26 protein-coding genes and 2 pseudogenes are annotated in these 25,194 nt (G+C 68.0%); 14 read left to right on the forward strand and 14 right to left on the reverse strand.

What is annotated here, in order from left to right; genetic code table 11:
- The first annotated feature begins 127 nt into the window (after positions 1–127).
- The 5 genes from AB0M62_RS01395 (at position 128) to AB0M62_RS01415 (ending at position 4,351) form a co-directional block, all read left to right on the forward strand.
- The gene (locus tag AB0M62_RS01395; protein ID WP_366071996.1) at positions 128–1,027 is read left to right on the forward strand and encodes an adhesin; all 900 of its coding nucleotides are present in this window, start codon (positions 128–130) and stop codon (positions 1,025–1,027) included.
- A gap of 104 nt (positions 1,028–1,131) precedes the next feature.
- A complete protein-coding gene (locus AB0M62_RS01400) occupies positions 1,132–1,332 on the forward strand; it encodes a hypothetical protein (RefSeq protein WP_366071997.1) in 201 nt (66 codons plus the stop codon).
- Between the two features lie 264 nt (positions 1,333–1,596).
- A complete protein-coding gene (locus AB0M62_RS01405) occupies positions 1,597–2,355 on the forward strand; it encodes an IclR family transcriptional regulator (RefSeq protein WP_366071998.1) in 759 nt (252 codons plus the stop codon).
- A 96-nt stretch (positions 2,356–2,451) separates the two neighbouring features.
- Positions 2,452–3,702, forward strand: a complete 1,251-nt coding sequence (locus AB0M62_RS01410; RefSeq protein ID WP_366071999.1) for a PP2C family protein-serine/threonine phosphatase — start codon at positions 2,452–2,454, stop codon at positions 3,700–3,702.
- Positions 3,703–3,922: 220 nt separating this feature from the next.
- On the forward strand, positions 3,923–4,351 hold the full coding sequence (locus AB0M62_RS01415) for a DUF1269 domain-containing protein (RefSeq protein WP_366072240.1): 429 nt from the start codon (positions 3,923–3,925) through the stop codon (positions 4,349–4,351).
- A gap of 171 nt (positions 4,352–4,522) precedes the next feature.
- Here AB0M62_RS01415 and AB0M62_RS01420 read toward each other — a convergent pair whose 3' ends face one another.
- Entirely contained in the window at positions 4,523–4,774 is a 252-nt protein-coding gene (locus AB0M62_RS01420; RefSeq protein ID WP_366072000.1) for a hypothetical protein, read from the reverse strand.
- A 455-nt stretch (positions 4,775–5,229) separates the two neighbouring features.
- On the opposite strand from AB0M62_RS01420, the gene AB0M62_RS01425 reads away from it, so the two are divergent.
- A complete protein-coding gene (locus tag AB0M62_RS01425; protein WP_366072001.1) occupies positions 5,230–6,693 on the forward strand; it encodes an MFS transporter in 1,464 nt (487 codons plus the stop codon).
- Positions 6,694–7,297: 604 nt separating this feature from the next.
- On the opposite strand, the gene AB0M62_RS01430 is transcribed toward AB0M62_RS01425, so the two are convergent.
- From AB0M62_RS01430 to AB0M62_RS01470, 9 genes are all read right to left on the reverse strand, one after another.
- Complete coding sequence (locus AB0M62_RS01430; RefSeq protein WP_366072002.1) at positions 7,298–8,167, reverse strand: hypothetical protein; 870 nt, start codon at positions 8,165–8,167, stop codon at positions 7,298–7,300.
- Positions 8,164–9,078 (reverse strand): ATP-binding cassette domain-containing protein, encoded by a 915-nt coding sequence (locus tag AB0M62_RS01435; RefSeq protein ID WP_366072003.1) that lies wholly within the window; start codon positions 9,076–9,078, stop codon positions 8,164–8,166. The genes AB0M62_RS01430 and AB0M62_RS01435 overlap by 4 nt, the downstream gene beginning before the upstream one ends.
- A 23-nt stretch (positions 9,079–9,101) precedes the next feature.
- Positions 9,102–9,371, reverse strand: coding sequence for a hypothetical protein (locus tag AB0M62_RS01440; protein ID WP_366072004.1), 270 nt, complete (start codon positions 9,369–9,371; stop codon positions 9,102–9,104).
- Between the two features lie 98 nt (positions 9,372–9,469).
- Positions 9,470–9,946 carry a hypothetical protein gene (locus tag AB0M62_RS01445; protein WP_366072005.1) on the reverse strand — a complete coding sequence of 159 codons (477 nt, stop codon included), beginning with the start codon at positions 9,944–9,946 and terminating at the stop codon, positions 9,470–9,472.
- A 321-nt stretch (positions 9,947–10,267) separates the two neighbouring features.
- Entirely contained in the window at positions 10,268–10,426 is a 159-nt protein-coding gene (locus AB0M62_RS01450; RefSeq protein WP_366072006.1) for a hypothetical protein, read from the reverse strand.
- A 20-nt stretch (positions 10,427–10,446) separates the two neighbouring features.
- Entirely contained in the window at positions 10,447–10,704 is a 258-nt protein-coding gene (locus tag AB0M62_RS01455; protein WP_366072007.1) for a hypothetical protein, read from the reverse strand.
- Positions 10,705–11,914: 1,210 nt separating this feature from the next.
- Positions 11,915–12,997, reverse strand: coding sequence for a TerC family protein (locus tag AB0M62_RS01460; RefSeq protein WP_366072008.1), 1,083 nt, complete (start codon positions 12,995–12,997; stop codon positions 11,915–11,917).
- 281 nt (positions 12,998–13,278) lie between these two features.
- Positions 13,279–14,304: a hemolysin family protein gene (locus tag AB0M62_RS01465; protein ID WP_366072009.1), complete on the reverse strand. Its 1,026-nt coding sequence runs from the start codon at positions 14,302–14,304 to the stop codon at positions 13,279–13,281.
- Positions 14,301–15,635: a hemolysin family protein gene (locus tag AB0M62_RS01470; protein ID WP_366072010.1), complete on the reverse strand. Its 1,335-nt coding sequence runs from the start codon at positions 15,633–15,635 to the stop codon at positions 14,301–14,303. Before AB0M62_RS01470 ends, AB0M62_RS01465 begins: the two co-directional genes overlap by 4 nt.
- A 289-nt stretch (positions 15,636–15,924) precedes the next feature.
- On the opposite strand from AB0M62_RS01470, the pseudogene AB0M62_RS01475 reads away from it, so the two are divergent.
- Positions 15,925–16,542, forward strand: a pseudogene (locus tag AB0M62_RS01475) (sporulation protein); the annotation flags it as partial.
- 75 nt (positions 16,543–16,617) lie between these two features.
- Here the strand turns inward: AB0M62_RS01475 and AB0M62_RS01480 are convergent.
- Both AB0M62_RS01480 and AB0M62_RS01485 read right to left on the reverse strand, forming a co-directional pair.
- Positions 16,618–17,550 carry a M56 family metallopeptidase gene (locus AB0M62_RS01480; protein ID WP_366072011.1) on the reverse strand — a complete coding sequence of 311 codons (933 nt, stop codon included), beginning with the start codon at positions 17,548–17,550 and terminating at the stop codon, positions 16,618–16,620.
- A gap of 3 nt (positions 17,551–17,553) precedes the next feature.
- Positions 17,554–17,982: a BlaI/MecI/CopY family transcriptional regulator gene (locus AB0M62_RS01485; RefSeq protein WP_366072012.1), complete on the reverse strand. Its 429-nt coding sequence runs from the start codon at positions 17,980–17,982 to the stop codon at positions 17,554–17,556.
- A 233-nt stretch (positions 17,983–18,215) separates the two neighbouring features.
- Between AB0M62_RS01485 and AB0M62_RS01490 the strand changes: the two genes are divergently transcribed.
- The 3 genes from AB0M62_RS01490 (at position 18,216) to AB0M62_RS01500 (ending at position 19,974) form a co-directional block, all read left to right on the forward strand.
- Complete coding sequence (locus AB0M62_RS01490) at positions 18,216–18,791, forward strand: TerD family protein (RefSeq protein WP_366072013.1); 576 nt, start codon at positions 18,216–18,218, stop codon at positions 18,789–18,791.
- Between the two features lie 52 nt (positions 18,792–18,843).
- Positions 18,844–19,425, forward strand: a complete 582-nt coding sequence (locus tag AB0M62_RS01495; RefSeq protein ID WP_366072014.1) for a TerD family protein — start codon at positions 18,844–18,846, stop codon at positions 19,423–19,425.
- 93 nt (positions 19,426–19,518) lie between these two features.
- Positions 19,519–19,974, forward strand: a complete 456-nt coding sequence (locus AB0M62_RS01500) for a tellurite resistance TerB family protein (protein ID WP_366072015.1) — start codon at positions 19,519–19,521, stop codon at positions 19,972–19,974.
- A gap of 53 nt (positions 19,975–20,027) precedes the next feature.
- On the opposite strand, the gene AB0M62_RS01505 is transcribed toward AB0M62_RS01500, so the two are convergent.
- Entirely contained in the window at positions 20,028–20,303 is a 276-nt protein-coding gene (locus AB0M62_RS01505; RefSeq protein WP_366072016.1) for a hypothetical protein, read from the reverse strand.
- Between the two features lie 191 nt (positions 20,304–20,494).
- Between AB0M62_RS01505 and AB0M62_RS01510 the strand changes: the two genes are divergently transcribed.
- From AB0M62_RS01510 to AB0M62_RS01525, 4 genes and pseudogenes are all read left to right on the forward strand, one after another.
- Positions 20,495–21,172: a LuxR C-terminal-related transcriptional regulator gene (locus tag AB0M62_RS01510; protein ID WP_366072017.1), complete on the forward strand. Its 678-nt coding sequence runs from the start codon at positions 20,495–20,497 to the stop codon at positions 21,170–21,172.
- Between the two features lie 18 nt (positions 21,173–21,190).
- Positions 21,191–21,610 (forward strand): annotated as a pseudogene (locus AB0M62_RS01515) (tyrosine-type recombinase/integrase); the annotation flags it as partial.
- Positions 21,611–22,010: 400 nt separating this feature from the next.
- Positions 22,011–22,286 (forward strand): hypothetical protein, encoded by a 276-nt coding sequence (locus AB0M62_RS01520; protein ID WP_366072019.1) that lies wholly within the window; start codon positions 22,011–22,013, stop codon positions 22,284–22,286.
- A gap of 198 nt (positions 22,287–22,484) precedes the next feature.
- Positions 22,485–22,712 carry a PIN domain-containing protein gene (locus tag AB0M62_RS01525; RefSeq protein WP_366072020.1) on the forward strand — a complete coding sequence of 76 codons (228 nt, stop codon included), beginning with the start codon at positions 22,485–22,487 and terminating at the stop codon, positions 22,710–22,712.
- A gap of 660 nt (positions 22,713–23,372) precedes the next feature.
- Here the strand turns inward: AB0M62_RS01525 and AB0M62_RS01530 are convergent.
- On the reverse strand, positions 23,373–24,662 hold the full coding sequence (locus AB0M62_RS01530) for a hypothetical protein (protein ID WP_366072021.1): 1,290 nt from the start codon (positions 24,660–24,662) through the stop codon (positions 23,373–23,375).
- Positions 24,663–25,194: the final 532 nt, after the last annotated feature.

The following is a 25,194-nucleotide window of genomic DNA, read 5'->3' on the forward strand; positions in this document are numbered from 1 at the left end:
CCCACCGCTTGTGCGCTGATGCATAGTTGACCCCTTGACATACTGAACAGTCGGTCTAGGCGTTTGGTGCGGGAAGTCCATGAGTTGCGTACGGTGCGGCGGCGACGGCAGAGGCATGCTGCCCGGGATGACGTGCCCGGTGTGCGGAGTGGACCGAGCGGGGGCCGGGCCGGCCCGGCTCGGCACCTGGATCGCCCGGGAGACCCTGAGCGGCCGCATCTCCACCTTCTCCCGGACCGGTAAAGCCGTGCTGGCAGGGGGTGTTGTGCTGACTGCCCTCGCGCTTTTCTCGGTGTCCACTTCGCTCGTGGGTTCATCGGACGTCCCCGGTACGCCTTCGGGCGACGACGGCGGCACCGCCGCCGGTATCGGCGGCGCGCCCCAGCGGATCGGCCCGACCAGCCTGCCGGGCGGCGGCTTGCCGACGCCCTCGCCCCCCGCCACGTGGAGGCCGGCCAGTCCTGCGCCGTCCAAGCCGGAGCTCCCGGTGAAACCCCCGCACGAAATCCGGCCCCCGTCGTACTCCTCCTGGGCCGGCCCCGGATGCGCCGGCGGCCACTACCGCGAACACGGCCGCTACCACGACGGCGACGACGGCTGGTACACGGTGGACTCGGGCGGCTATCGCGGCAGTTCCTGCGACGGCAGTTTCTCGGCCGTACCCATGTCGGGCAGTACGACCCGGGACTACGGCAACACGGCCACCTGGTCGTGGCGCGTCGGCACCGGCTTCGACGAATGCTCCCTGGGGGTGTACGTCCCGCAGAGCCACCGGGACCGGGACGTGGCCGGTAACCCCACCCAGTACCACCTGCTTGCCGATCCGGAGGACTCCGGGTCGCGCTACCGCACCTTCCGGGTCGACCAGACGATCCACCGCGGGAGCCTGGTGAGCGTGGGCAGTTACGAGGTGCGGGGAGACTGGTTCGCCGTACAGCTGACCGACCGGGGGCAGGACTGGGGCGGCGACGGGCGCCATGACGCCCATCACGCGGCGGCGCAGATGCACATCACCTGCCGCACCTGATCGCACACCTGAGGTCACCACGGGTGCGTGGGCACGGGGGCTCGCCTAGGATCCAAGTGGCGCAGACTCACCGCATCCCGGCTTCCTCGAGGGAGTGACAACGGATGACTACAGACCGCAAGAAGGACCTCGCCGCCGCGGTCCAAGCCCAGGCGACCGATCACGCGCCGCCCCCACCCGGCCACGGCTACCCGGGACCGGTTCAGAGCAAGATCAAGGGCAGTGCACACACGAAGGCGGACCTGAAGCGCGCCGGTTCGCCGCAGGGCGACCGTATCGGTGAGCGGACGAAGGGCCTGAGCTGACGGTCGGGCTCGCGGGCTCGCGCGGCCGAGCTTCGGCGCGTCCACCTGGCCACGGTCCATGGTCCACGGTCCAAGCCAGACGCAGAAGGGCCGGTTCGAAATTGTGCCTTGAACCGGCCCTTGGCTGTGCGTCCCGGCAGGAGTCGAACCTGCGACACCCGCTCGAGAATTCGCGCCGAACCTCACCGCGGATCGGACCGGGGCGGCGGCGCCCAGGACGGCGGTTGGCTTGTTAACGCGGTACGCCGGGCGCAAGCTTGCGGTATGGGTGCTCAGGACGGCCCCACGCTCATCACTTCCGTGCAGCGAGCCTTCCGTTTGATGGAGGCCGTAGGGGCCCACGAGGGCGGTGCCCCGGCGAAGCAGCTGGCACGTGAGGCAGGGCTGCCCCTGGCCACCACGTACCACCTGCTGCGGACGCTGGTCCACGACGGGTACTTGCGGAAGCTGGACGACGGCGGGTTCGTCATCGGGGACAAGCTGCACACGCTGCACGTCGGCAGCCGCAGTCAGGCGCTGCTCACCCGTATCCGTCCCGCGCTGGCAGCGCTGCGGGACGAAGTGTCGGCCGCCGCCTACCTGACCTTCTACGAGGACGGCGAGATCCGGGTCGCCGAGATCGTCGACGGCCCTCGGGCACCACGGGTCGACCTCTGGGTGGGATTCGAGGACGCCGGGCACGCCACGGCGCTCGGCAAGTGCGTCCTGCGCGAGCTGGACGACGAGTCCCGTAGCGACTACCTGTCCCGGCACTCGCTCGCCGACCTCACCCCCCGCACCATCACTCACCGTTCGGAACTGGTCCAACGACTCGACTCGTCGCGCGACGGTCCGGCCGTCATGGACCTGGAGGAGTACGCCCTCGGTACGGTCTGCGTCGCCGTGCCCGTGTACAGCGGGTACACGCTCGGCTCGCTCGGTGTCTCCGTCCGGGCGGACCGGCTCTCCAGAATCGATCAGGTTCTCGCGCGGCTGATCCCGACAGCGAGTCGGGTGACCAGGGGGCTCTCGCTCACTATCTGAAAATCCCACCCTTGTGCCCCACCCGTGGCCCCCTGTTTCCTGGACAAAACGGGCGCTGAGGCGTCACTCACGAACAAGGGGAGTTGCGGCGGGAACATGACTCATGGCCGAAACCATCAGCGCGACCGCCGACCGTCCTGGAAGCGTACGAATCGGGGGGTCCGCTTCCGGGCCCCCGGCCGGCCGGACAGCCACCCGGGGCACGCCCCCGGCGCAGGGGGACCGGCGCTGGACCAGCCACGCACCGCCGCCGTGCTCGCCCGGGTGCCCGCGCTGATCGTCTTTGCCGTCGCGCTTCTCGCTCTCGTCAGCGGAGCCGGGGCGACATGGTTGCCGCTGCTCGCCGTGGGGCCCACGCTGGCCGCCGCCACCAGCAAGCCGCAGGGAGTCCTCAGGCTGGGCTTCATCGCCGTGGCACTCGGCGCGGTGCTCGGTGTCCGTGGCGGTGCGCCGGGCCGTGAGCAGGTCATCGTGCTGTCCGCGCTCGCCGCCATCACCCTCGCGAGCAGCCTGGCCAGCGCGCTGCGCGGGCGGCGTGAACGGGTACTGGAAGCCGTCCGATCGGTCGCCGAGGCCGCCCAGCACGCCCTGCTCAAGCCCGTGCCCGCCACTGTCGGCCAGTTCCAGGTGGCTGTCCACTACAGCGCCGCGGCGGCGGAGGCCAGGATCGGCGGGGACCTCTACGCGCTCGTGCCCACGCCGTACGGGGTCAGGCTGATCGTCGGCGATGTGCGCGGCAAGGGGCTGCCCGCGGTCAGCACCGCTGCTCTGGTGCTCGGCATCTTCCGCGAGGCCGCCTATGACGAGCCGGACCTCCTGGACGTCGTCGGCAGGATCGAGCGGAGCCTGGCGCGCAACCTCGGTCACGACGACTTCGTCACCGCGGTCGTGGCCGGGTTTCCCCGTACCGGGCACATGGAGGTGGTCAACTGCGGACACGCCCCTCCGCTGCTGGTTCGCGGATCCGACGTCGTGGCGGTCGAACCCACGCATTCGACTCCGCCGCTCGGGCTGGGCGCCCTCACCGGTGAGACGCCGAACCTGCAGGTGTTGTCCTTCACCGACGGCGACCAGCTGCTGCTCTACACCGACGGGGTCACGGAGGCGCGCAACCACGAGCGCGAGTTCTACCCGCTCCTCGAACGGGTGGCGCGGCACCTGTCGGACCAGCCGTCCCGTACGGTCGCGGCGCTGCACGACGAGCTGCTCGCGCACGTGGGCGGCCGGCTCCACGACGACGCGGCACTGCTTCTGCTTCGGAAGCCGGTCATGGCCGGGTCAAGATCCGCTGTGGAGGCCAGGGCTCAGGCCGACACGCTGCCTCTTTGCGGAGCGGAGGCGCTCTGACGAAGCCGACGAAGCCGCGGAAGCCGTCGGAACCGCCCGATGGCGGCGGAAGATCGGGATGGCGCTCCGCGGGCGGTGGAGCGGCCTTGGGCGGGGGTGGACTCTCGTAAAGGAACGGACATATCGTTCTAGGTGCCGCTCCGGCAGCCAGGAGGCGTGATGTCCGAACTCATCGTCATCGGCTACGACGACCCGGCGGTGGCGCAGAAAGCCTTCAAGGCTGTTCAGAAGCTGGAGAAGGACAAGGCCGCCGACCTCACCGGTCTCGCCGTCGTCAGGGTCGACGAGGACGGCGAGACCCACGTGGACACACCGCGCCGGGACGAGAGAGTGGCCCGGTCCGCCACAGCGGGCGCCCTCTGGGCCTTGGTCTTCGGCATCCTCTTCGCGACCTCCGGCCTCGGCCTGGTGGGCGCAGCGCTCGGGGGGCTCTACGGGAAGCTGCGCACGAAGCCTCGACAACACATTTCGCAAGAAGGTCCAGTCCCTCCTGAAGCCCGGCTCCGCGGCCCTCGTGATCATGGCTTCGCAGGGCACCGAGGACAGGCTCAGCGCGGAGCTGCAGGCATTCGGCGGCACCCTCCTCAAGACTTCACTCGCCGAGAAGGACGAGAAGGAACTCGCCGAGCAGCTAGCCGGCACCGAGTAGGGCATACGCCCGGCAGCCCGCCGACCGGCCCGCATTCCCCGTGCGGCCTGCCTCCAACGAGGTGCGGGAGTTGGTCACTGACGTGCTGGACGCGGACTTCGGCGTCTGCTGGTTGTGGCACAGGATGTCGGCGGCCATGGGGCAGTGGCCCGCGCTGCACGGGAACTGCCGTCAAGAGCCGATCGCGACGTCGTGATCGAGCAGATCGGACGGCTCACTCGGCGGCCCGCCGTGTATGCCGTCGTCCTCGGTGACGGTGCGGTCGTGACTGCGGCACCAGCGGTGAACGAGGTAGCTGCCGGCTCCGGCGCTGATGGCGACAGCGGCGCCTCCATTGTCGTAAAAGGCCTGCCAGGTGACGGCCATGATGGTGAGCACGGCGAAGAGGGCGATGAACGCCCCGAGCACGATCTTGCGCTTCATGATGGATAGGACACCGATGCGGTCCCCACGGTTGTACGAGCGTGGGGTCCTTGCGGGGACAGCCAACGACGCCGACCCACCTCGTCCGTGAGGCTCGGCGTGGCGAGCGTCGTGCCGGAGTTCTGCCGATGTGGTACCCGAAGATGCGGCAGGCGGTCTGGCGCGAGCCCCCCTCCCACGGGTGGAGCCGGAGGTCCGGGGGTAGGCGGGACGAACAGCAGAGTGGCCTCACCGGCATGTCCGGTGAGGCCACTCCGCTTGGCTGAGCGATCAACTCGGCGCAGGATGTCTACGCGCCATCACTCTCGGACGACTCTCCACGACTGTGACGGTGAGGGCGAGCTGTATAGGGTCTTGGCAACCGTCCTTCTCGGCGAGGCCCGCCCGCACGGAATCAGACGGACTCTCCCGGCAGGCCGTGAGCGCAGACTTGACCGATCATCAGGAGTGCTGCCGTGCGACCCACAGAGACGTCATCTGCGCCCGGCAGCCTCGGTTGGAACCGTGAGACAGCGTCGCTGGCGCTCCTGTCCTTCGCCATGCTGATCGTTTCGCTCGACCAGTACATCGTGGTCGTGGCACTCCCCGACATCGCACGCGACCTCGGCTATTCCGCGCAGACGCTCCAGTCGGTCATCAGCGCCTATGCAGTAGCCTCGGCCGGCTTCCTGCTGTTCGGCGGGCGTGCCGCCGACCTGCTCGGACGACGCCGCATCCTGGCCACCGGCCTCGCACTCTATGCCGGGGCAGCGTTCGCGGGGGGACTCGCGACCAGCCCCGGAATGCTCCTCACCGCCCGCGCAATCCAAGGTCTCGGCGGAGCCCTCGTCTTCCCCACCACCCTGGCACTCATCAACACCACCTTCGTCGAAGGCCGCGCCCGCAACCGCGCATTGGGCATCTGGGGAGGGGCAGGCGCGGCAGGACTCGTCATCGGTGTGCTGCTCGGCGGTCTTCTGACGCAGGCGTTCGGCTGGGAAGCGGTCTTCCTCGTCAACGTCGCCCTGGCCGGCCCCGCGCTGCTGCTTGCCTTCGTATTGATCCCCCGGGACGGTGAACGCGAAAAAGGCCGCAAGTTCGACCTCCCCGGTGCGCTCAGCGTCACTCTCGGTGTCACACTCATCGTGTTCGCCCTCGTGCAAGGCCCCGGATTGGGCTGGCTTTCGCCAGCCATCTTGATCAGCGCAGCAGCCGGGCTACTGCTGATCGGAGCTTTCTTCATCATCGAGCGGCGCAGCCACGACCCGCTCATGCCACCCGGGCTGCTCTCCAAGCCCAACCTGATCACCGGCGTCGTCATCGCGTTCATGTTCATGGCGACCTTCGGCTCCGTGCTCTACTTCCTGTCCATTTACTTCCAGGAGATTCTGGGCTACGACGCTTTGCAGACCGGCGCCGGCTTCCTCATCCCCACGGCAGTGGTGGTGGCAGGTTCGACAACCGCAGGCCAGCTCGTGACGCGGTTCGGTCTCAGGCGCACGTTGGCCGCGGCCCTCGCCGTCGGTGCGCTCGGTGCGGTCGCACTCGGCCTCGCGATCTCGCCGAACGGCACATACATCGAACTCATCCCCGGCCTCGTGGCGCTCGGCATCGGCGACGGGGTGGTCTTCACCACCATGTTCATCGCCGCCGCCACCGGAATCTCCGACCGGCAGCAAGGCATCGCCTCCGGCATCGCCTCCACCGGCTCAGGCGCGGGCGCAGCGGTCGGCCTCGCCATCCTCGTCCTCGTAGCGACTGCCGGTCTCGATGGCCTCTCCGGTGAACAGCTTCGAGTCGCCACCGCCGACGGGATCCGCACCACGCTCTTCGTCGTGGCAGGCGGAGTCGTGCTGACCTTCCTCGTCGCCTTGAGTCGGTGCCCGACACCGCCCGAACCGCGACCCGCCCCTGTGCCGTACCAGACCCGTCGCTGCTGACAGCGTCCAGGACCCGCCTGGACGAGAAAGCGTCGCGCTTGGATTGTCGCCGGCGACGGCCGTAGCTCAGAGGCGCACGTCAACGTGGAGATCGCGCGTAGGCTCCATCTCCTCGTCCAGCTCGGCGACCCCGAGCCAGTGGTCGAGCAGGAAGGACACGGTTACCTGGGTCTTGGGGTGGCGCCGCTCGTCGCCCTGGCGAAGGAGCTTCGTGCGGGCCTTCCCAGCCTCAGCAAGGGTGGGCGCCTGCTCGCAGACGTAGATCCTCTTCTTTGTCAGCGGATCGCGCCCTGCGTAAACGCTGGCCTGGTAGCCGGATCCATTGCGCCATGCGGCCTCGCTGACCGGGATTGGGCTCGGTGTTAGCCATGGTCTGGAACCTGCCGACGGCTGATGCCACGGCTACGACGAACAGCGCGCCTCCCGGGGAAGGGAAACGCGCATGGATGTTCGGAGACACCGCGACTGGATCTATCTGACGACGCCGTGCAGCGCCCCAACCTTGCGGCTGTCGCCCGAAGCCTCCAGAGGTCCACCTGACCCTCGACGAGCGCGAGTCGTCCGCGATTACTGCGAGAACATGAGACTCCGGGCCTGGGCGGGTTCAGCTCGCCGCGGTGGCATCCCCGCGACAGTACGCCCAGTGACCGACCACCGTAATGACTGCGGTGTACAGGCAGAAGACCACAAGTGCCATCGGCATGGAGAGGTCGGAGCCGACCATCGTCCCCGCGAACGACCGGTCATCCCCCGTGAACGCCGAGACATCGGTGAGCATGGCCCGACCCGCTGCGAACGGCAGCCAGTCGCCCACTCCCTCCAGCCCGGGCACGTACCCCAGCAGGGCTCCCACCAGCCGTTCCGCGAGCACCGGCCAGAGGCACAACATCACCACCGGGATGATCCGGTTACGCATCAGCGCCACCAGCGCCATGCATAGCAGCGCCCAGCAACCCATCCACAGGATGAACCGGGACACCGGCAGGAGGACTTCACCCCAGATCGGCTGAGGAGCACCCATGACGGCCAGGGCCAGCGCGGCGGACAACGCCCCGACCAGCGCGCTCATCCCGGCTACGCCGGCTCCGACGAGAAAGCCAACGGCGCACTTCGCCTGGTACGCCGTCCGGCGTCCATTGACTGCCAGCCAGGTGGTCTGGGCCGCTCCCCGCACCAGATCGGTCGACATAGGGCCAGTGCCGAGCACCAGTACGAAGAAGCAGAGGGCGGGGATCTGGGTCGTCATCGGAGTCCATGCCAATACGTCGCCCATCGAAGGCGCGCTGATAACCCGCTTCGTGTCCAGGTCGAGCAGGAGTCCTGGCCCTGTCAGCAGGCTCAGGGCCACGACCACGCCGAGGAGTATCCATGTTGACCGCAGCCCCGCCAGATGCCGCCACTCGTACCGGCACGCGTTGCGGAACGACTCACGGGCGGAGACGACCGGCGGGAGCTTCATCGCAGCAGGCGTCATGAGATCTTGAACTCCTCTTCCGCGATGGTCAGGTAGAAATCCTCCAAGGAGGGCATTGCCTCGGACAGCCAGTAAAGGGCCACCCCACCGTCTGCCGCCAGGGAGCTGATACGGATCCGGTCCAGTCCCGTGATGTGAGCGCTCGGCCCGCCGGTGGGCTCTAGCCGGCCCCCCTGCTCCTGTACCAGGCGAGCGAGTCCCGGCAGATCCGGCGACTGCACTGTCACCACTCGCCGACTGACCGCGTGCGACAACATTTCCTCCACCGGCGCTGACGCCACAACCCGCCCGCGCGACAGCACCACTACGCGATCGGCAAGCTGCTCCATCTCGCCCAGAAGATGACTGGACACCATGACCGCCCGTCCTTCAGCGGCCTGGGTTCTCAGAAAGTCCCGCAGCCAGCGGATCGCGTGCGGGTCGAGCCCGTTCCCCGGCTCGTCAAGAACCAGAATCGGCGGATTACCGAGAAGCGCCTGAGCGATTCCCACCCGCTGTTTCATTCCCAAAGAGAGTTGACTCAGTCTCAGTCGGGCCGCCCCGGTCAGCCCGACCGTTTCCAGTAGTTCGTCCACGCGCACGTCCGACGCGCCGCAGCCGGCCGCCACCATGCGCAAATGTGACCGCACGCGATGCCTGGGGTGGCCCGCAATTCCTCCCAGCACGGCTCCCACGACCGCCGAGGGCGAGCCCCATTCATACAGCGGGCGACCGAGAAAGAGAGTTTCGCCTTCCCCACGAATGAGGCCCAGCATCAGCCGGATCGTGGTGGTCTTGCCCGCGCCATTTGCTCCGACGAAACCGGTCACCTCACCGGCGCGGAGCGTCAGCGACACGTCGTCAAGAATCGTCCTGGAACCGAAAGAGCGTCTGAGGCCGCGTGCTTCGGTCAGTACATCGCCTTTCAGCACAGCGTGCTTCCTCTCGCTTCGTCTCAGGACCAGGGAAGTCCCTCTGTGAGGCTGAACAGCAGGGTGAACAGCAGCAGGGCGCCCACCGGGACGATCGCGAACGAGTCGGGACGCTCGCGGCGCACCGCGTGCCAGACGAGAGCGACGAGCGGGCCGGAGAGCGCGGCCGCCATCAGAGCCCAGCCCACTCCCCTGCTGCCGAAGAAGTTGAACGCGACGAACGCCGCGGTAATGAAAAGGGCGGGCGAGGCCCACAGGTGCCTCAGTGCCGGGGCGGAATCGGTGGGGGTCATCGGATGGGGTTCCTTGCGAAGAGCCAGGCTCGAGTCAGGCCGGAAGCCAACAGCAGCGGGTGGTGCCCCGGCAGAGAGCCGGGGCACCACCTCAGCGATCAGAAGAGGCTGCGGATGTAGGTGTAGAGCTGGTACTGGGCCTCGGCGCCGGCCGCGATCCAGGCGATACGGACCGGGTGGTACCACGCCAGACCGTCCATGTACGAACGGAACTTGCCCCAGCCGCCCTTGGCAGCCTTGAGCGCGTCGTCATAGACCTTGCCGCCGTGCTTCTTCAGCAGATTGAACAGGGCCTTGGCGGCGCTGCCGATGCCGGCGCGGGCCTGAACCTCGGTGGCGGTGCCATTGGCGACGGCACGAAGCGACTTCGCGTCCTTGGCCGGAAGTTCGGCGACGATGGCCGAGTTGGCGAGCAGTGCGCGGGCCTCGGGCGCGGTCAGCGTTGCCTGGGCCGTGCGGACGGAGGACTTGTTCGTGTGCCCGGTCTCCGATGCCTGCGCCAGGCCGGCGCCCGCACCGAGGGTCACGGCGGCCATGGCAGAAACGGCCGCCATACGCAGAGTACTGCGGTTCATGTAGAATCTCCCTTGCGTGTTAATCGCAAGGGGAGGAAGCCCGAATGGGCGACCTGAAAAGGCGTGGAAACCGAAAGGTCCCCCCGGACTTCTTCCCCCGATTACTTCTCTTCCGAACCGACCATGCGAAGGGCCCCAGCGGTTGATCAGGCCGCATTAATGGGCTTCTTGGTCTGGTTCATCACCCAAACCCGGTGGTCAGGCCGGGACTTCGGTGTGGCAGGAACATAACATGCTTCTTGATCACATGTCCAAGGAAGACCTGGTCGTGGCGCACGATGGCACGGCGGCCTCCACTGACCTTGATCAGGCCGTCCCTCTTCAGCCGCGCGAAGGCGCGGTGGGCAGCGCTGACGGAGCCACCACGGGTCTGGGGAGGTCGCCGATCGTGGGGACTTCCTCGCCGGGCAGCATGGTGCCCTGGCCGACGCGGCCGGCGACGGTTCGGACGTCGGCGCCGCCGCCCAAGAGCTCGGCCACGTTGAACGCGCGCAGGTCCTTCAGGCGAACACGAAGGCGCCTCGCGCCAGTTCGCCGCCGAGTGCCTTGCAGCGTTCCTCGGCACGGGTCCGGTGGGCGACGAGGACGGCGCGCGTGATCACGTCCATGGCCTGCTTGCGGCGCTGCTGGGTCTTGGTGTCCTTGATGCGACGACGGTTGTTGGAGTGCTTCACGAAGAGGTCGAGCCGCTCGAAGTTGATGTCCGACCAGCGCAGCGCGCACATCTCGCCGCGGCGGGAACCAGTCACCATCGTCATGAAAAGGTACGTCCCCCGGTCCAGGTTGCGTTGCCAGGCCGTGTTGAGAATGAGGGTGGCTTCTTCGGGAGTTGGCGGGTCCAGGGTTCGGCTTCGGCTGGGAAGGCGGCGCGGCGAGGGCCGCGACGTTCGTCGTGACGTACCCCCAGCGACGCAGGCCGCGCTCGAGCGCGGGCAGCAGGGTGAAGTGAACCTTGCGGATGGAGTTCGGTTCGAGCTTCCGGCAGACGTGCTTCTTCTTCGTCTTCGGGTCGACCTTCCCCTTGCGCCTGCCGTCGCACTGTTCCCGGCACGGCCGCAGCCCCGCGTAGAACAGCTCCAGCATCTCGGCGGTCAGCTTGCCGGCCTTGATGTCGCCGGGGAGCGCTGTCTCCCCATGGGTCGAACAGGCCGAGCGGGAGGCCCGGAAACGCCGCCAGGCCGGCCACGCGTCGCCGACCCTGGATCGGCGCGCCGTCGTGGCCGATGCCGTCAAGTCTCTACGCGGCCATGCCCCGCGTGAGGCAGTACGGCGGGTCGCCGAGGCGTTCGGCAACACCGCCGCGCACTGTGAAGGAGGCCGAAGTGTTTCTGTCCCGGATCCACCAGAAGGCCGAGAGGTGGACGTTCGCCTGGAGACCGAATCTTCGAGGTCGTCAGCGGTTGCCGGGCGGCCCGGACAGCAGCTGTATGCGAGACCCCTCAGACGTGCTGGCCGTCAGGACCGGCGACGGACCGGTAACCCTCGCCCAGGCCGTGGCCGTGCCGCTCTCCGTGCAGCCGGGCATGCTGTCTGGCCGACCGCGGCTAGCGGGCAGGCTGTCTGGCCGACTGCGGCTACGAAAGCCACGACCTGATGCGCGGCGTCATCCCGCGGCAGGCGCGCATCGGCCTGACGAGCGTCTCTGTAAGGCTCGATTACTTCTCGCTACCGTGAGTGAGATCCAGGGGCCCTCCGCTTGGGGTCGAGGCGGTAGTCGGGACAGCCGACATTTGCGCATGGACCTGCGCCCCACACGGGTACAAAAACGCCGAGTGACTTGTGGCGACTAATGGTGGGAGCGACTGGCTGTTTGCAGGTCGGGCATACGTACGCTTCACTCTTACGCTCTTTTTTGACCATTTTTTTACGATATGCCCTTACCGGCGAGTCGGGTAGAGGGTGTGGTCCCTCTGGAGCCGCGGCGCGCGGGGGCCCGGGGTTGAACGTGTCGACGGGGCGAACACCGGGCTAGGTGCCATGGTCGCGGGTGCGGTCGGCCTCGTGCTCTGGGTCATCCGGCGCGGGCGGCCCTCCTCGGGCCTGTGGCCGCTCGGCCGCTCTGGAGTCTGCCTCCGTTTCGGCGGCCTGTCCTGGTACGGCGTGATCGGTTTGGCCGGTTTTGCCGGGCCTTCTGAGGCTGAGCACCACGGAGCTGGTCAAGACTATGACGATCACTGCCAGGCTCACCGGTGAGGGGATCTCGGGGATGCCAGTACTGATCATCTTGTGGGAGGCCTGGAGAATGAGTTTTACGCCGATGAATGCGAGGATGATCGCGAGGCCTCTGTTCAGATAGTGGAACCGGTCCAAGAGACCCGCGAGCATGAAGTAGAGAGCGCGAAGGCCGAGGATGGCGAACGCGTTGCTGGTGTAGACGATGAAGGCGTCGTCACTGACCGCGAGGACGGCGGGGACGCTGTCGACGGCGAAGATCAGGTCTGCGGCCTCGATCGCGGCGACCACCGCGAGCAGGGGCGTTGCTGTCCGCTTGCCGGCTTCCTTGACGAAAAACTTGGCCCCTGCGTACTCGTCCCGAACCGGGATGATCTTGCGGAGCAGACGGACGGCGAAACTCTTGCCCGGGTCGAAGGTGTCCTGATCATCCTTGAGGAGTTTGTAGGTGCTGTAGAAGAGGACCGCCGCAAAGGCGAACAGCACCGCGGTGAAGCGGCTGACCACGGCCACGCCGAGGGAGAGGAAGATCCCGCGGAAGACAAGGGCCCCGATCACGCCGAAGAACAGCACGCGGTGCTGGTAGGCGCGGGGTACTTCGAAGTAGGCGAAGATGACCGCAAACACGAAGAGGTTGTCCACCGACAGGCTCTTTTCCAGCAGCCACGCGGTCGTGTACTCAGTTCCCGCCGTCGGACCGAGGACGAAGAAGACAACGGCACCGAAGATGAGGGCGAGGCTCACCCACAGGCCGCTCCAGGCGGCGGCCTCCTTGAACCCGATGACGTGGGCGGTGCGGTGGGACACCAAATCCACCACCAGCGACACCACCACTGTCGCGGCGAACGCCCCCCACAACCAGAGCGGGACATCAAGCACGAGGAACACCCTCACCACGGACCGCGCCAAGCACGCCAGCCCCTACACAGGAGTCTGCGGCAATTCACCCTTCCGAGCACGGCGGAAGCGGAAGCTGGAGTTGCCGCCGCTGCTGCGGGACGCGAGACGGACAACGATCGACGCAACGACGGCTCCTGCAACCGGCCCCTCACGACGTAGCTCGTGGCGCGTCGTCGGCCCGTCGGCATCCGCAGGCCGGTCGGGTGCTGCCAGGCTCCTCACCCAGGGATCACCGGGTGCCGACCGCCTCTCCTGGGTCGTCAGGCCTTCCGGCCCGAGGTGGGGCCGACCAGTTCCTCCAGTACGTCCTCCATGGTGACGAAGCCGATGACCGTTCCCTTGTCACCGGTGACAGCGGCTAGGTGGGTGTCGGCGGACCGCATGGCGGTCATGGTGTCGTCGAGCGGGGTGTCGATCTCGACTCGGATCACCGTGTGCAGCGCGCTGTGAGGGAACGGCTGGGTGCGCTCGGCGACGCCGAGGGCGTCCTTGATGTGCAGGTAACCCAGCACCTCGCCACCGGGGCCGGTCACGGGCAGCCGGGAGAAGCCGGAGGACGCCGCGGCACGCTCCAGCTGCTGCGGGGTGATCTCATGGCCGACGGTGATCACCTTGTTCAGCGGAACCATCACCTCACCCACGGGGCGGGTGCCCAGCTCCAGCGCGTCCTGGAGCCGTTCGCCGTCGGCGGGTCCCAGCAGCCCGGCCTCGCTGGAGTCCTTGACCAGGCGGGCGAGTTCGTCGTCGGTGAAGACGGAGGCGACCTCGTTCTTCGGTTCGACCTTCAGCAGGCGCAGCAGGGTGTTGGCGAACGCGTTGATGCCGAAGATCACCGGGCGCATGGTGTGAGTGAGCGCGACCAGGGCCGGCCCGAGGGCTAGAGCGGTCGGCGCCGGTGCGGCGAGCGCAATGTTCTTCGGCACCATTTCGCCGATCAGCATGTGCAGATACGTCGCCAGGGTCAGCGCGATCACGAACGCGATCGGGTGGATCAGCCCCTCCGGGACGCCGATCGCCTGGAACGGCGGCTCCAGCAGGTGGGCGATGGCCGGTTCGGCGACCGCGCCCAGGACCAGCGAGGAGATGGTGATGCCGAGCTGCGCGGTCGCCATGGCGGCGGAGAGATGTTCCAGGCCCCACAGAACGGCCTTGGCGCGCCGGTCGCCCTTACGGGCCCGGGGCTCGATCTGGCTGCGGCGTACGGAGATCAAAGCGAACTCGGCGCCGACGAAGAATGCGTTTGTGACGAGCGTGAGCGCGCCGATCAGAAGCTGGAGGGTGGTCATCGGGCTTCCTCCGCGATCTGCAGGACAGGGACGGGCGCGGTGATACGGACGCGGTCGGCCCGGTGGTGCTCGATACGGAGAACGGCGAGCTGCCAGCCCTCCACGTCGAGCCGGTCGGCCAGCGTCGGGATGCGCTCCAGCCGGGTGGCGATCAGGCCAGCCAGCGTCTCGTACGGGCCCTCGGGGGCCGCGAAGCCGATCTCCTCCAGCTCGTCCACGCGGACGCTGCCGTCCGCCTCCCACACCGCGCGGCCGTAGGGCGACGCCTCGACGAGAAGCAGGTCAGGGGTCTCGTCCGGGTCGTGCTCGTCGCGTACCTCGCCGACGACCTCCTCCACGATGTCCTCGACGGTCGCCACCCCTGCGGTGCCGCCGTATTCGTCGATCACCACGGCCATCGTGCGGGCCTGCCGCAGACGCCCGAGAAGCTTGTCCACCGGGAGGGAGTCGGGGACCAGCAACGGTTCGGTGGCCAGGTCGGTGACCGGGGTGTGGTCGCGCTTGGTCTCGTCCAGCGCCAGGACATCGCGGATGTGGACCGAGCCGATCACCTCGTCCAGGCTCTCCCGGTAGACGGGGAACCGGGACAGGCCGGTGGCCAGCGTGAGATTGGCGGCGTCCGTGGCGGTGGCGTGGGCCTCCAGGGCCTGAACGTCGACGCGCGGCGTCATTACGTTCTCCGCGGTCAGCTCGACCAGGTGCAGGGTTCGTACGAACAGCTCGGCCGAGTCCTCCTCGATGGCGCCCTCCCGGGCGGAGTGCTGCACGAGGGCGACGAGCTCCTCCGGGCTGCGGGCCGAGGCCAGCTCCTCCTGCGGCTCCAGACCGAAGCGGCGTACGAGACGGTTCGCGGTGCTGTTCAGGTGCCGGATCAGCGGGGCGAAGGCGGCGGTGAAGCCGCGTTGCGGTCCGGCCACCGCCTTGGCGACCGCGAGCGGGCTGGCGATCGCCCAGTTCTTCGGGACCAGCTCTCCGACGACCATCAGCACCACGGTGGAGATGCTGACGCCGAGCAGGGTGGCCACAGTGGAGACCGCCCCGGAGGGCAGTCCGGCCGTTTCCAGCGGCCCCCGCAGCAGGGCGGCGACCGACGGCTCAGCGAGCATGCCGATCACCAGCGAGGTCACCGTGATGCCCAGCTGGGCGCCGGAGAGCTGGAAGGTCAACCGCTTGGCGGCCTTCAGGGCGCTTACGGCGCCGCGCTCGCCGGCTTGTGCGGCGCGCTCCAGCTCGATTCGCTCGATGGTGGTCAGGGAGAACTCGGCCGCGACAAACACCGCACAGGCCAGCGTCAGGGCAAGAGCCAGGAGCAGCAAGAGGACTTCGGTCACCGTGCCACGCCCGTTCCCCGACTCGACGGGGCGGGAATGGCACGGCTCGTACTGGGAGGCTCACCCATTGCGGGACCGCAGCTCCTTCTCGGATCAGAGATGCAAGACGGGGAAAGCAACCCCGTACGGCCACAGTAAAGGAAAGGCAAATTGCCGTCAGGTGACGGACGTCAATCCGCAAACCCGGCACTACTCTGCGCACTCGGATGCACCCACAGAGTGGCGTTCATGGCGGGGAAGGGCCGCCCAGCCGGTCCTCGCAGTACCACGTGGAGGAGTGAACGCCGCGATGGTGTTCAAGAAGCTGCTCGGAGCCATCGGGGTCAGTGCTTCCTCGGTCGACACCGTGCCAAATACCGGATCCGGAGCGCCGGGCGGCATCCTGTCCGGGCAGGCCGCCTGCGCGGCGGCCAGGCCGATGTGACCATCGAGCACATCACCCTGGACCTCGTCGCCCGCGTCGAGGCGGAAGGCGATGACGGAGAGCATGAAGGCACGGTCGTCTTCGACCGCATCACCATCGGCGGCGGCTTCCGCCTGGCCGAAGGCGAGGAACACAGCGTGCCCTTCACCGCCTCCCTCCCCTAAGAGACTCCGGTGACTGAACTGCACGGCCAGTCTCCGGCGTGATGCAACTGCCCTTCTACCAGGAACTCGAGTCACCCCGCCCGCCCAGTGTGCGCACGTGGCGAACGAGATCGAAGTGACCTTCCTCGCCACGCCCGGTGGCATGGAAGTCGTCATCGAGGCGGACAAGCGTGGCGGTCACGGCTTGAAGGGATACAGCTCCGAAGGCCGCGACGCGGTCACCCGATTCACCGTCTCGCACCACAATGTCCAGCACATCGATTGGAACGCCGAAGTCGACGCCTGGGTCAAGCAGCTCGTCGACCGCCACGGTTCACACGCCGGCCACCACCGCGACCCGGACGGGCATCATGCTCACGCGGCGGCCGCCTGGGCCGCCCCATGGCGCCGATGGTTACAGGGGCGTGGCCGCTTCCAGCACGAAGAACAGCGCGATGGCCGCATTCAGGGCGGACAGTGTGGAAGCGGCCGTCCCGGCAGCGGCGATGAGGGCGGCGAGCCCGGCACGGGTGAGAGCGGGTGGCCAGCTGCGGGCAGGAGGGGTCGGGCCGAGCAGTGCGGCCACTCTGCGCGGAACGGGCCCCGGCTCGGCGAAGGCCGCCAGCCCGGGCACGGCCGCATGATGAGAGACCAGCGCGGCCTTACCGACGGCGCGGGCGGTCAAGCGCCGGTCTCCGGTGGCTCGGGCTGCTTCCTCGTCGGCCCAGCGTTCTGTGCTGTATGCGACCGCTTCCCGCAGCGGCCGGAGGAGCGGGTTCGCGCAGCCGGCCAACTGGACGGCGAGCAGGAGCCGGTGGTGCCGCCCCGACAGATGGGCACGCTCATGGGCGAGCAGCGCAACGCGTTCCCGGTCATCCAGGCAGGACACCATGCCCGTGGAAACCATGATCCGCCCCGGGGAGCCAGGCAGGGCATACGCGTATGGTTCCTCGTCGGGCAGCACCGCGACCTCTGAACTGGATGTCAGCCCCGCCAGGGTGCGGTGAGCGCGGGCGCGGAAGCGACAGTGGCGTAGCGCGGTGCGGGCAGAAGCCGCCACCACGATGGCGAGTATGCCGATGGACGCCTTGCCGGCCACCTCGTCGTAGGGAACCGCTTCGCGCACTTCAGGGTCCGACCACCTGTCGGGCAGCGGATTGCCCGGCAGTTGCGCGGTGCCGACAACCACGAGGAGACCCAGGCACAGTGTGCTGCACGCCGCGAGGACCACCCCCACGGCAGTCAGCAGACGCGCGGCGCTTCGTGGATGCAGGTGCGTCTCCGCCAGGCGCGCGATCGGAAGGGCCGTCAGCGGCAGGACCAGCGGCAGGAAGACGAAGACGCCCATCGGTCAACTCTCCGCTTCGCCCGCAGTGCCGGATGCCGTCGGCCCAGGCTCGTTCAGCAGGGACCTCAGGAGCTGCTCGTCATGCGGCGAGAGAGCCGAGACGAAACTGGAAAGCACCGCGTCTCGGTCATCCCGCCGGTCGAGGAGCTGCCGCATCCGCAGCGCCGTCAGTCCTGCCTCGTCGGATGTGGATGTCCACAGGAATGAACGGCCGGCCCGGCTACGGGTGACGGCCTGCTTGCTGTACAGCCGGGTCAGGATGGTGATGACCGTGGTGTAGGCCAAGTCGCCGTCGAGGCGCTCCTGTACCCACGTGGCCGTAACCGGCCCGGGCGCTGATCCCAAGACCGACAGCACCTGGGCTTCGAGCTCGCCCTGGCCGCGCCTGCGCGCGCGCGGACTCTGGCCGGTGCTCCCGCTCTCCTCCACCATCAGGCTGCCCCCCTACTCGTCCTCCAGCCCCATAGCTGCTCGGGCATCGACGCATCGTACCCAGCAGGCCGTCTCAGTCTCCGGCGACGAGTGTTCACCCGAGCGAGGGGTACATCCGGTCACGTCTCCCGGCGCAACCCAACTATTTTCTACAGTGCTGTAGATTCCAGAATCCGGCACGCAACTCGCCGGGCATACCCGTGCCCGGCTTGGGACTTGAGAAGGAGAACGGCATGGGTGTGAGCCTTTCCAAAGGTGGCAACGTTTCACTGACCAAGGAAGCCCCGGGCCTGACGGCGGTGCTGGTCGGCCTCGGCTGGGACGTGAGGACCACCACGGGTTCCGACTACGACCTGGACGCGAGTGCCCTGCTGGTAAACGAGTCCGGCAAGGTCCCCTCCGCCGAGCACTTCATCTTCTACAACAACCTCAAGAGCCCCGACGGCTCGGTGGAGCACACCGGCGACAACCTCACCGGTGAAGGCGAGGGCGATGACGAGGTCATCAAGGTCGACCTCGCCTCCGTGCCTGCCGACGTGTCCAAGATCGTGTTCCCTGTCTCGATCCACGACGCCGAGTCCCGTGGGCACAGCTTCGGGCAGGTCCGAGGCGCCTTCATTCGTGTGGTGAATCAGGCGGGCGGCGCGGAGATCACCCGCTACGACCTGAGCGAGGACGCCGCCACCGAGACCGCGATGGTCTTCGGCGAGCTCTACCGCAACGGCGCGGAATGGAAGTTCCGGGCGGTTGGCCAGGGCTACGCAAGCGGGTTGGCCGGCATCGCGACCGATTTCGGCGTCAGCCTCTGAGGCCGGCCACCGTACGTACCGTCGTCACCACGCACGAGAGGGGCCACAACGCATGAGCGTCAACCTGTCCAAGGGCCAGCAGATCAGCCTGATGAAGTCCGGGGGTGGTGAGCTCACCGTCGTACGCATGGGCCTGGGCTGGAAGTCCGCTCCCCGCAAGGGATTCCTCGCCAGAATGACCGCCCGTGAGGTCGACCTGGACGCCTCCGCGGTGCTCTTCGCCGGCAAGGAGCCGGTGGACGTCGTCTTCTTCCAGCAGCTGACCAGCAAGGACGGCTCCATCCGCCACACCGGGGACAACCTTGTCGGCGGCGCCGGTCAGGGCGGTGACGACGAGTCGATCGTCGTGGACCTGCAGCGCGTCCCCGTTCACGTCGACCAGATCGTCTTCACGGTGAACTCGTTCACCGGTCAGACCTTCGAGGAAGTCGAGAGCGCCTTCTGTCGTCTGGTGGACGAGACCAACGGGCAGGAGCTGGCCCGATACACACTGAGCGGTGGAGGCCGCCACACCGCGCAGATCATGGCCAAGGTCCACCGGTCCGGCACCGGATGGCAGATGGACGCCATCGGCGACCCGGCCAACGGGCGGACCTTCCAGGACCTCATGCCGGCCATCGCCTCGCACCTGTAGCCGCTTCCTCCGCGGCGGACACCTGCCTGGCGCGGCCGGGGAAAAGCACCGACCACCGCTCGAACAACTCGCAACGATTGCAGGAGAATGCACATGGCCCTGTGGGACCGGCTCAAAGACTCCGCCGCGACGATGCAGACGCAGCTCACGGCGAAGAAGAACGACCTCAAGAGCGGCGCGTTCCGGGATTCGAGCATGGCGATGTGCGCCCTGGTCGTCGCTGCGGACGGCACCATCGACCCGGCCGAGCGCCAGCGGGTCGCCTCACTCATCGCCACCAACGAGGTGCTGCAGAACTTCCCGGCCGAAGACCTGCAGCGCCGCTTCGACGACCACCTGAACCAGCTCACCGCCGACTTCGCCTTCGGCAAGGTCGGCGTCCTGCAGGAGATCGCCAAGGCCAAGAAGAAGCCCGCCGAGGCCCGCGCGGTCATCCAGATCGGCGTCATCATCGGCGGCGCCGACGGCGACTTCGACAAGGACGAGCAAGCCGTCGTCCGCGAAGCCTGCTACGCCCTCGACCTCCCGCCCCACGAATTCGACCTCTAGCCACCGCCGAAGGCGGGCGTGCCCACCCCATGAGGCACGCCCACCTTCGGGGGTCAGGCGGAGCGGAGCGCGGTTCCGACGGAGACGCCGCGGGCCTGGGCGATGTCGCCGATCGTGGGGACTTCCTCGCCGGGCAGCATGGTGCCGTCCTCGATGGCGAGCCTGAGATCCTGGACGATCATCTCCAAGGGTGCAAGCACGCGCGGCGGGGCCGCCCCAGCCTTGATCGTTCGGCCGATGGGGCCCACGGATGCGTCCGGGCGGGCAACGACCGCGGCCTCGCACTGCCCGCAGAGTGCCTTCGCGCCGTCCTCGGTGACGACGAGCATGGCCCATAGCGACTCGTTCCCGCACTCGCACACCAAGCGAAGTCCGTTGATGCCGGTGGCGACCGGGCGATCGGCGATCAGGTTTTCCGGGACGGGCAGCTGCTCGCGAAGGCGGTGACGGCCTGGCGCTCACCCTGTTGCGCCGCTCTGCCCGGACCAACAGGTGAACGTAATCAGGGGGAGAGATCACGATGACCACGGGTGCAAAGATCCGCGCGTTTCCGGTTTCCGTGGGTGCGGCGAGCCTGGCGAGACTGACCGGCCGGGAGCGCGAGGTGCTGCGCAACCTTGCCAAGGGTGAGTCGAATCGCCTTCTCGCTCGGCGGCTCGGAGTCGCAGAACGGACCGTCAGGGCCCACATCACCAGCATCGTGCGCAAGCTGGGTGGGTGGCCGCCCTCGCCGTCGCGGGGGTCACCTTCGCCGCCGGTATCGGATGGCTGGCCGTCCACTGATCGGCCTGAAACGCCGTCACTATCGCGATGGAAGAGGCCGGTGTGGGCCTACGCGCATGTGCCGAACGGCGACACCGGCAATCACCTGCCGATGATTCGTGCCGCCATCGAGGCCCACGCACCGGGCTTCACTGACTCCGTGGTCGCCGAACGCGGACTGTCGGCGGCCCAACTCGGTGAGTACAACACGAACTACGTGGGCGGCGACATCGGCTCCGGTGCGATGAGCCTGTGGCAAACACTGGCCCGCCCTGTGGCTCGCTGGAATCCCTACCGGACCCCCCTTCCAGGTACCTGGCTGTATTCGTCGGCTACCCCGCCCGGCCCCTCAGTCCACGGAATGTGCGGGTACCCCGCAGCGGTGGCGGCGCTGGAGGACCGGAAGGTCCCCTACAGGCTGGGAATGCGCCCCTGAACAGCCACGACACGACGCCGGTTCATCGAGTTGTACGAGGAGATCGGTCTCCCGCCGATCCGGTTTCACGACCTGCGTCACGGTGCCGCGACGTTGGCCCGCGCGGCCGGGGCCGACCTGAAGGACATCCAGGAGATGCTCGGTCACTCCTCGATCACCATCACGGCCGACACGTACACGAGCCTGTTTCCCGAGGCGGATCTGGCGATCGCTGAGGCCGCCGCTCGTATCGTGCCGCGCGCACGCGCCACCTCCGAGGACACGGCGCCCGAAGCGGAGCCGGAGCCGGACGATGCGGAGGAGCGCGGCCCGGAGTCCGTGCCGGATGATGCTGATCCGTTGGGAGATATTCGGGAGATCAACTCCCCGTCCGCTCACGCACCGCTCACGCAAACGGCCCCGGACGAGGAGTCCGAGGCCGCACAGAACGCTCCCTAGAGCAGAAACCCCAGGTCAGCAGCGTAACGCGCTGTGCCCCCGGCAGGATTCGAACCTGCGACACCCGCTTTAGGAGTTTTCCAGGGCCGAGGCTGTGACCTGCGTAAACGTCGTCCTCAGGGCGTCTGGCCTGCGAAATCACTCCTCCACGTTTCTCGTGTGTTCTCAGCCGTTCCCAGCCTCATGTGTGCTGGATCCGTTCCGGTCGGCCACCGGGCTGGGACGGGTCCCCGATGCGGAGCCTCATCGACGGAGGACGGGCGTATCCGCGAACTGCCGGCGCCGCTCGGCTGGCAGGCGGACGGGCGCCCCGCTCTCGTCGTAAAGATGCGGGCGGGCAGGCGGGAACCCGTAGCCTGGTACCAGCAGCAGACGGCGTGATCAAGCGGAGGCGATGCGGATGACCACAGCCCCCAGCGGTGGGTCTCACTCGCCGCCGCCCCCGTCGTCGCACCCCCTGCGGACCATCCGTGACATCCGGGAGTCTCTGCCGGAGGACCAGCGCCGGCACTTCGACGCTGAGCTCGCCGACACGGAGATTGAGGCGTTGCCCGAGATGCTCCATCGCTGGGTGACACTGAGCAACGACGGATTCGAGGAGTTCCTGCTCTCCCAGCCCCTCGACGGCCTGGAGTTCGGTGCCCGCTCCTACGACGAGCAGACGGACGCCGAGTGATCTACCTGTTCGACACCAATGTCGTCGCCGAGCTCACGACCCGGGCGAAGCCCGACCCCCGCGTCATGGCATGGTTCCGCTCCACGGCTAGACCCAACCGCTTCCTGAGCGTGATCACTGTCGCTGAGATTGAGGTCGGCGTCGCCGCCCCCCCCGGATCCCGTACGACAGGCCCGTTACGCCCGAGCCCTTGCCGCGGTGCGGCACGAATACGGCAACCGCATCGCGCCGATCGGCGAACGGGAGGCGGCTGCCTACCTCGCCATCCACAAGACGCTCAAGGTCACCGGCACCAGCATCGACCCGCCGGACGCACTGATCGCCGCCACCGCCCTGGCCAACGGCTGGACGGTCGCCACCCGCAACATCAAACACATGGCCCGAACCGGGGCTCTGGTCGTCAATCCGTGGGAACAGCAACTGTAAGTGGGTCGTAGCGGTCAGTGTTCCTGACTCACGGGCGACACCGCAGAAGGACAACGAGATCCTGCGCAAGGCTGCCGCCATTTTCCCCAGAAGACGACAGACTGATCCGCTTTCGTTTCGTCGACAAGCACCGGAACGCCCACGGGGCGAGCGGGCGGGAACAGAACTACCGGCTGACTCCGCCAGGAGAAGAAGACGACACCCGGTCGTCCCGGCGCCGGGTCAGCTCGCGCCGTATGTGTGCTGTGAGCGCAGAGGCCCTGCCGCCCGCTAGGACGACAGGGCCTCTGGCCTGCCTGGCTGCTGCCCCTGCCAGCCTCCGGAGTTCCCCGTGACTCACCGCCTGATCTGGCGCGGTTGTGGCACGGACTGACCCCATCGATTGGTCCTGCTCAGCCGGGATCCGAACATCCTGTGCCTCGAAGTGCTGCCCAAGAGCGGCCTGCACACCCCGGAGGAATGATGTCGTTCTGGGCAGGCGAGCACTTGATCTTGACTCGGTGAGCACCGGGCTCGGCCATGTCGCGCGTCGTACGGTCGGTGGAAGCCGGCCCCGTCCAGTGCGGCGAACGCGCCGGCCCTCCGCTGACGGCAAACCGCCCCCGGCGCACAACTCATGTGCTGCCGGGGGCGGTTCAGGTCATGGCCATGCGCGTCGGATCAGGGCCCGGTGACACCGTAGATCGAGTACGGGTAGGACTGTGCCTGCCACACCAGGTTGAAGCGGGCCGTGGGCCTGGCACTCACCTGGGGCACCCGCCCGTCGGTCGACGTCACCGTCCGCACGCTGCCGAACGTCCCGCCTTGGGTGACCAGTCGGGCGCTTACCTTCTGCGTGACGTACGGGCCCTGCGGGGTGTGGTAGACGAGCATGCCGTCGCCGTCGTCGTCGAGGGCGATGTCCGGCCGGTCGCCCGACCCCAGGGAGCTGATACTGCCGAGGCTGCCGCTCGCGGTCAGCTTCCGTCCGGACAGCACGAGTTTCCCGTCGCTGCCCCGCTTGGCCCACACGATCATCGAGTCGCCGTCGAGGTCCATCGCAAGGGTGCTGTGGTTGCCCACGTTGTCCGTGCTGGGTGAGATGCGCAGTGGGTTGTACAACGTGCCACCCCGGCTCCACCGCGAAGCCCAGAGCTGTGGCAGGCTGCCGCCGCCGGAGCGGTAGGTGATGACCGCGTCGCCGTCGCGGTCGACGGCGACCCGCGGCCGGCCGAAACCGGCGTACGACTCGATCGCCGAGGTGAGCACCTTGGTCGAGGAGACGGTGGAGTCCGTGTTGATCCGCTTGGCCAGCACACTCCCGCCGTTCACCCAGGAAGCGACGAACCGGCCGCTGCGGTCCACACCGATATCCGTCATCTCGCCCGAGGCGTTGCCCAGGGTGATGGCCGGGCCGATGGTGCCGCTGACTGTGATCTTGCGCCCCACGGCGTACCAGCTGCCGTCGCGGACCTCCGTCCACACGGCCATGGCCGTACCCGTGGGCGCCACAGCTACCGCGGGGGTGGTTGCCGGAGCCGAGGTGGACAGCTGCTGCAGGGAGCCGACCAGGCTGCCGGAGGCCGAGACCCGGCGGCCCACGACGTGGCCGCCCTGCTCCCAGACCACCGCGGAGTCGCCGTCGTCGTCCGAGTCGGCCTGCGGCCAGTTCGCCACGGGGCCCAGCGGCGACAGATTGCCGGTCGGGGTCAGCGTCCCGTCGGCGCGCTTGATCCTGGCCTGCACCCGGTGGTAGCAGCTCGACGCCGCCGAGTCGCACGCTGTCCACACTTGGAGGGCGTCGCCCTGCCGGTCGACGGAGACCTGAGGCGAGTCGGTGGCCTCCCAGGCACTTGGCGACACCCGCCACGACGTCGTCCACGCGGCCTGGGCCGGCCACAGGCTCACGACGGTGGTGGCGATCCCTGCCGCGGCAGCGACGGCACCGCCGATGACGACACGGCCCTTCAAAGAACGTTTGTGACGCGATCTTGGCACGGTCGGCCCTTCCTCCTGCGGATCAACGAGGTCCGCCCCGGTTGAGGCCGCGAAGGCTACCCCACGTCCTAGGATCAGGATCCACGGAGGTCAGGCTGCTCCTCCGGCGACGATGCACTTCATCCCGACGCCTACGGTGTTGGGGTAGTTCGAGGGCCACTGGTCCAATCATGCGGTCAGTTCTTTGCTTCTTTGTGAGCGATCTCGGCAACCTGGCCTTTCCCTGGTCTCGGGCAGCTCGATGGCTGCTGACTGGTCGTCATTGGTCATCCTCAGCAACTGCCGGGCGACCTCGGACGGCGAAGCATGATGCCCACGCGGAACTGCATGACGTGCGCGAGGTCGACTCCACGGAGCTTTGGCCGGTGTCCTGCCCGGGGTCGGGCATGATCAGGGGGCCGTACGCTTGCCGGCTACTCGGGCAGGCTTGCCCCCTGCCCGCAATGTGTCCGAGTGGCCCCCTGGTCTTGCTCGACGCGGGACCCGAACCGGGGAGGTGGGTAAA

Origin of the sequence: Streptomyces sp. NPDC051219, from assembly GCF_040682335.1 — a bacterium.
In the GTDB taxonomy this organism is placed as follows: Bacteria; Actinomycetota; Actinomycetes; order Streptomycetales; family Streptomycetaceae; genus Streptomyces.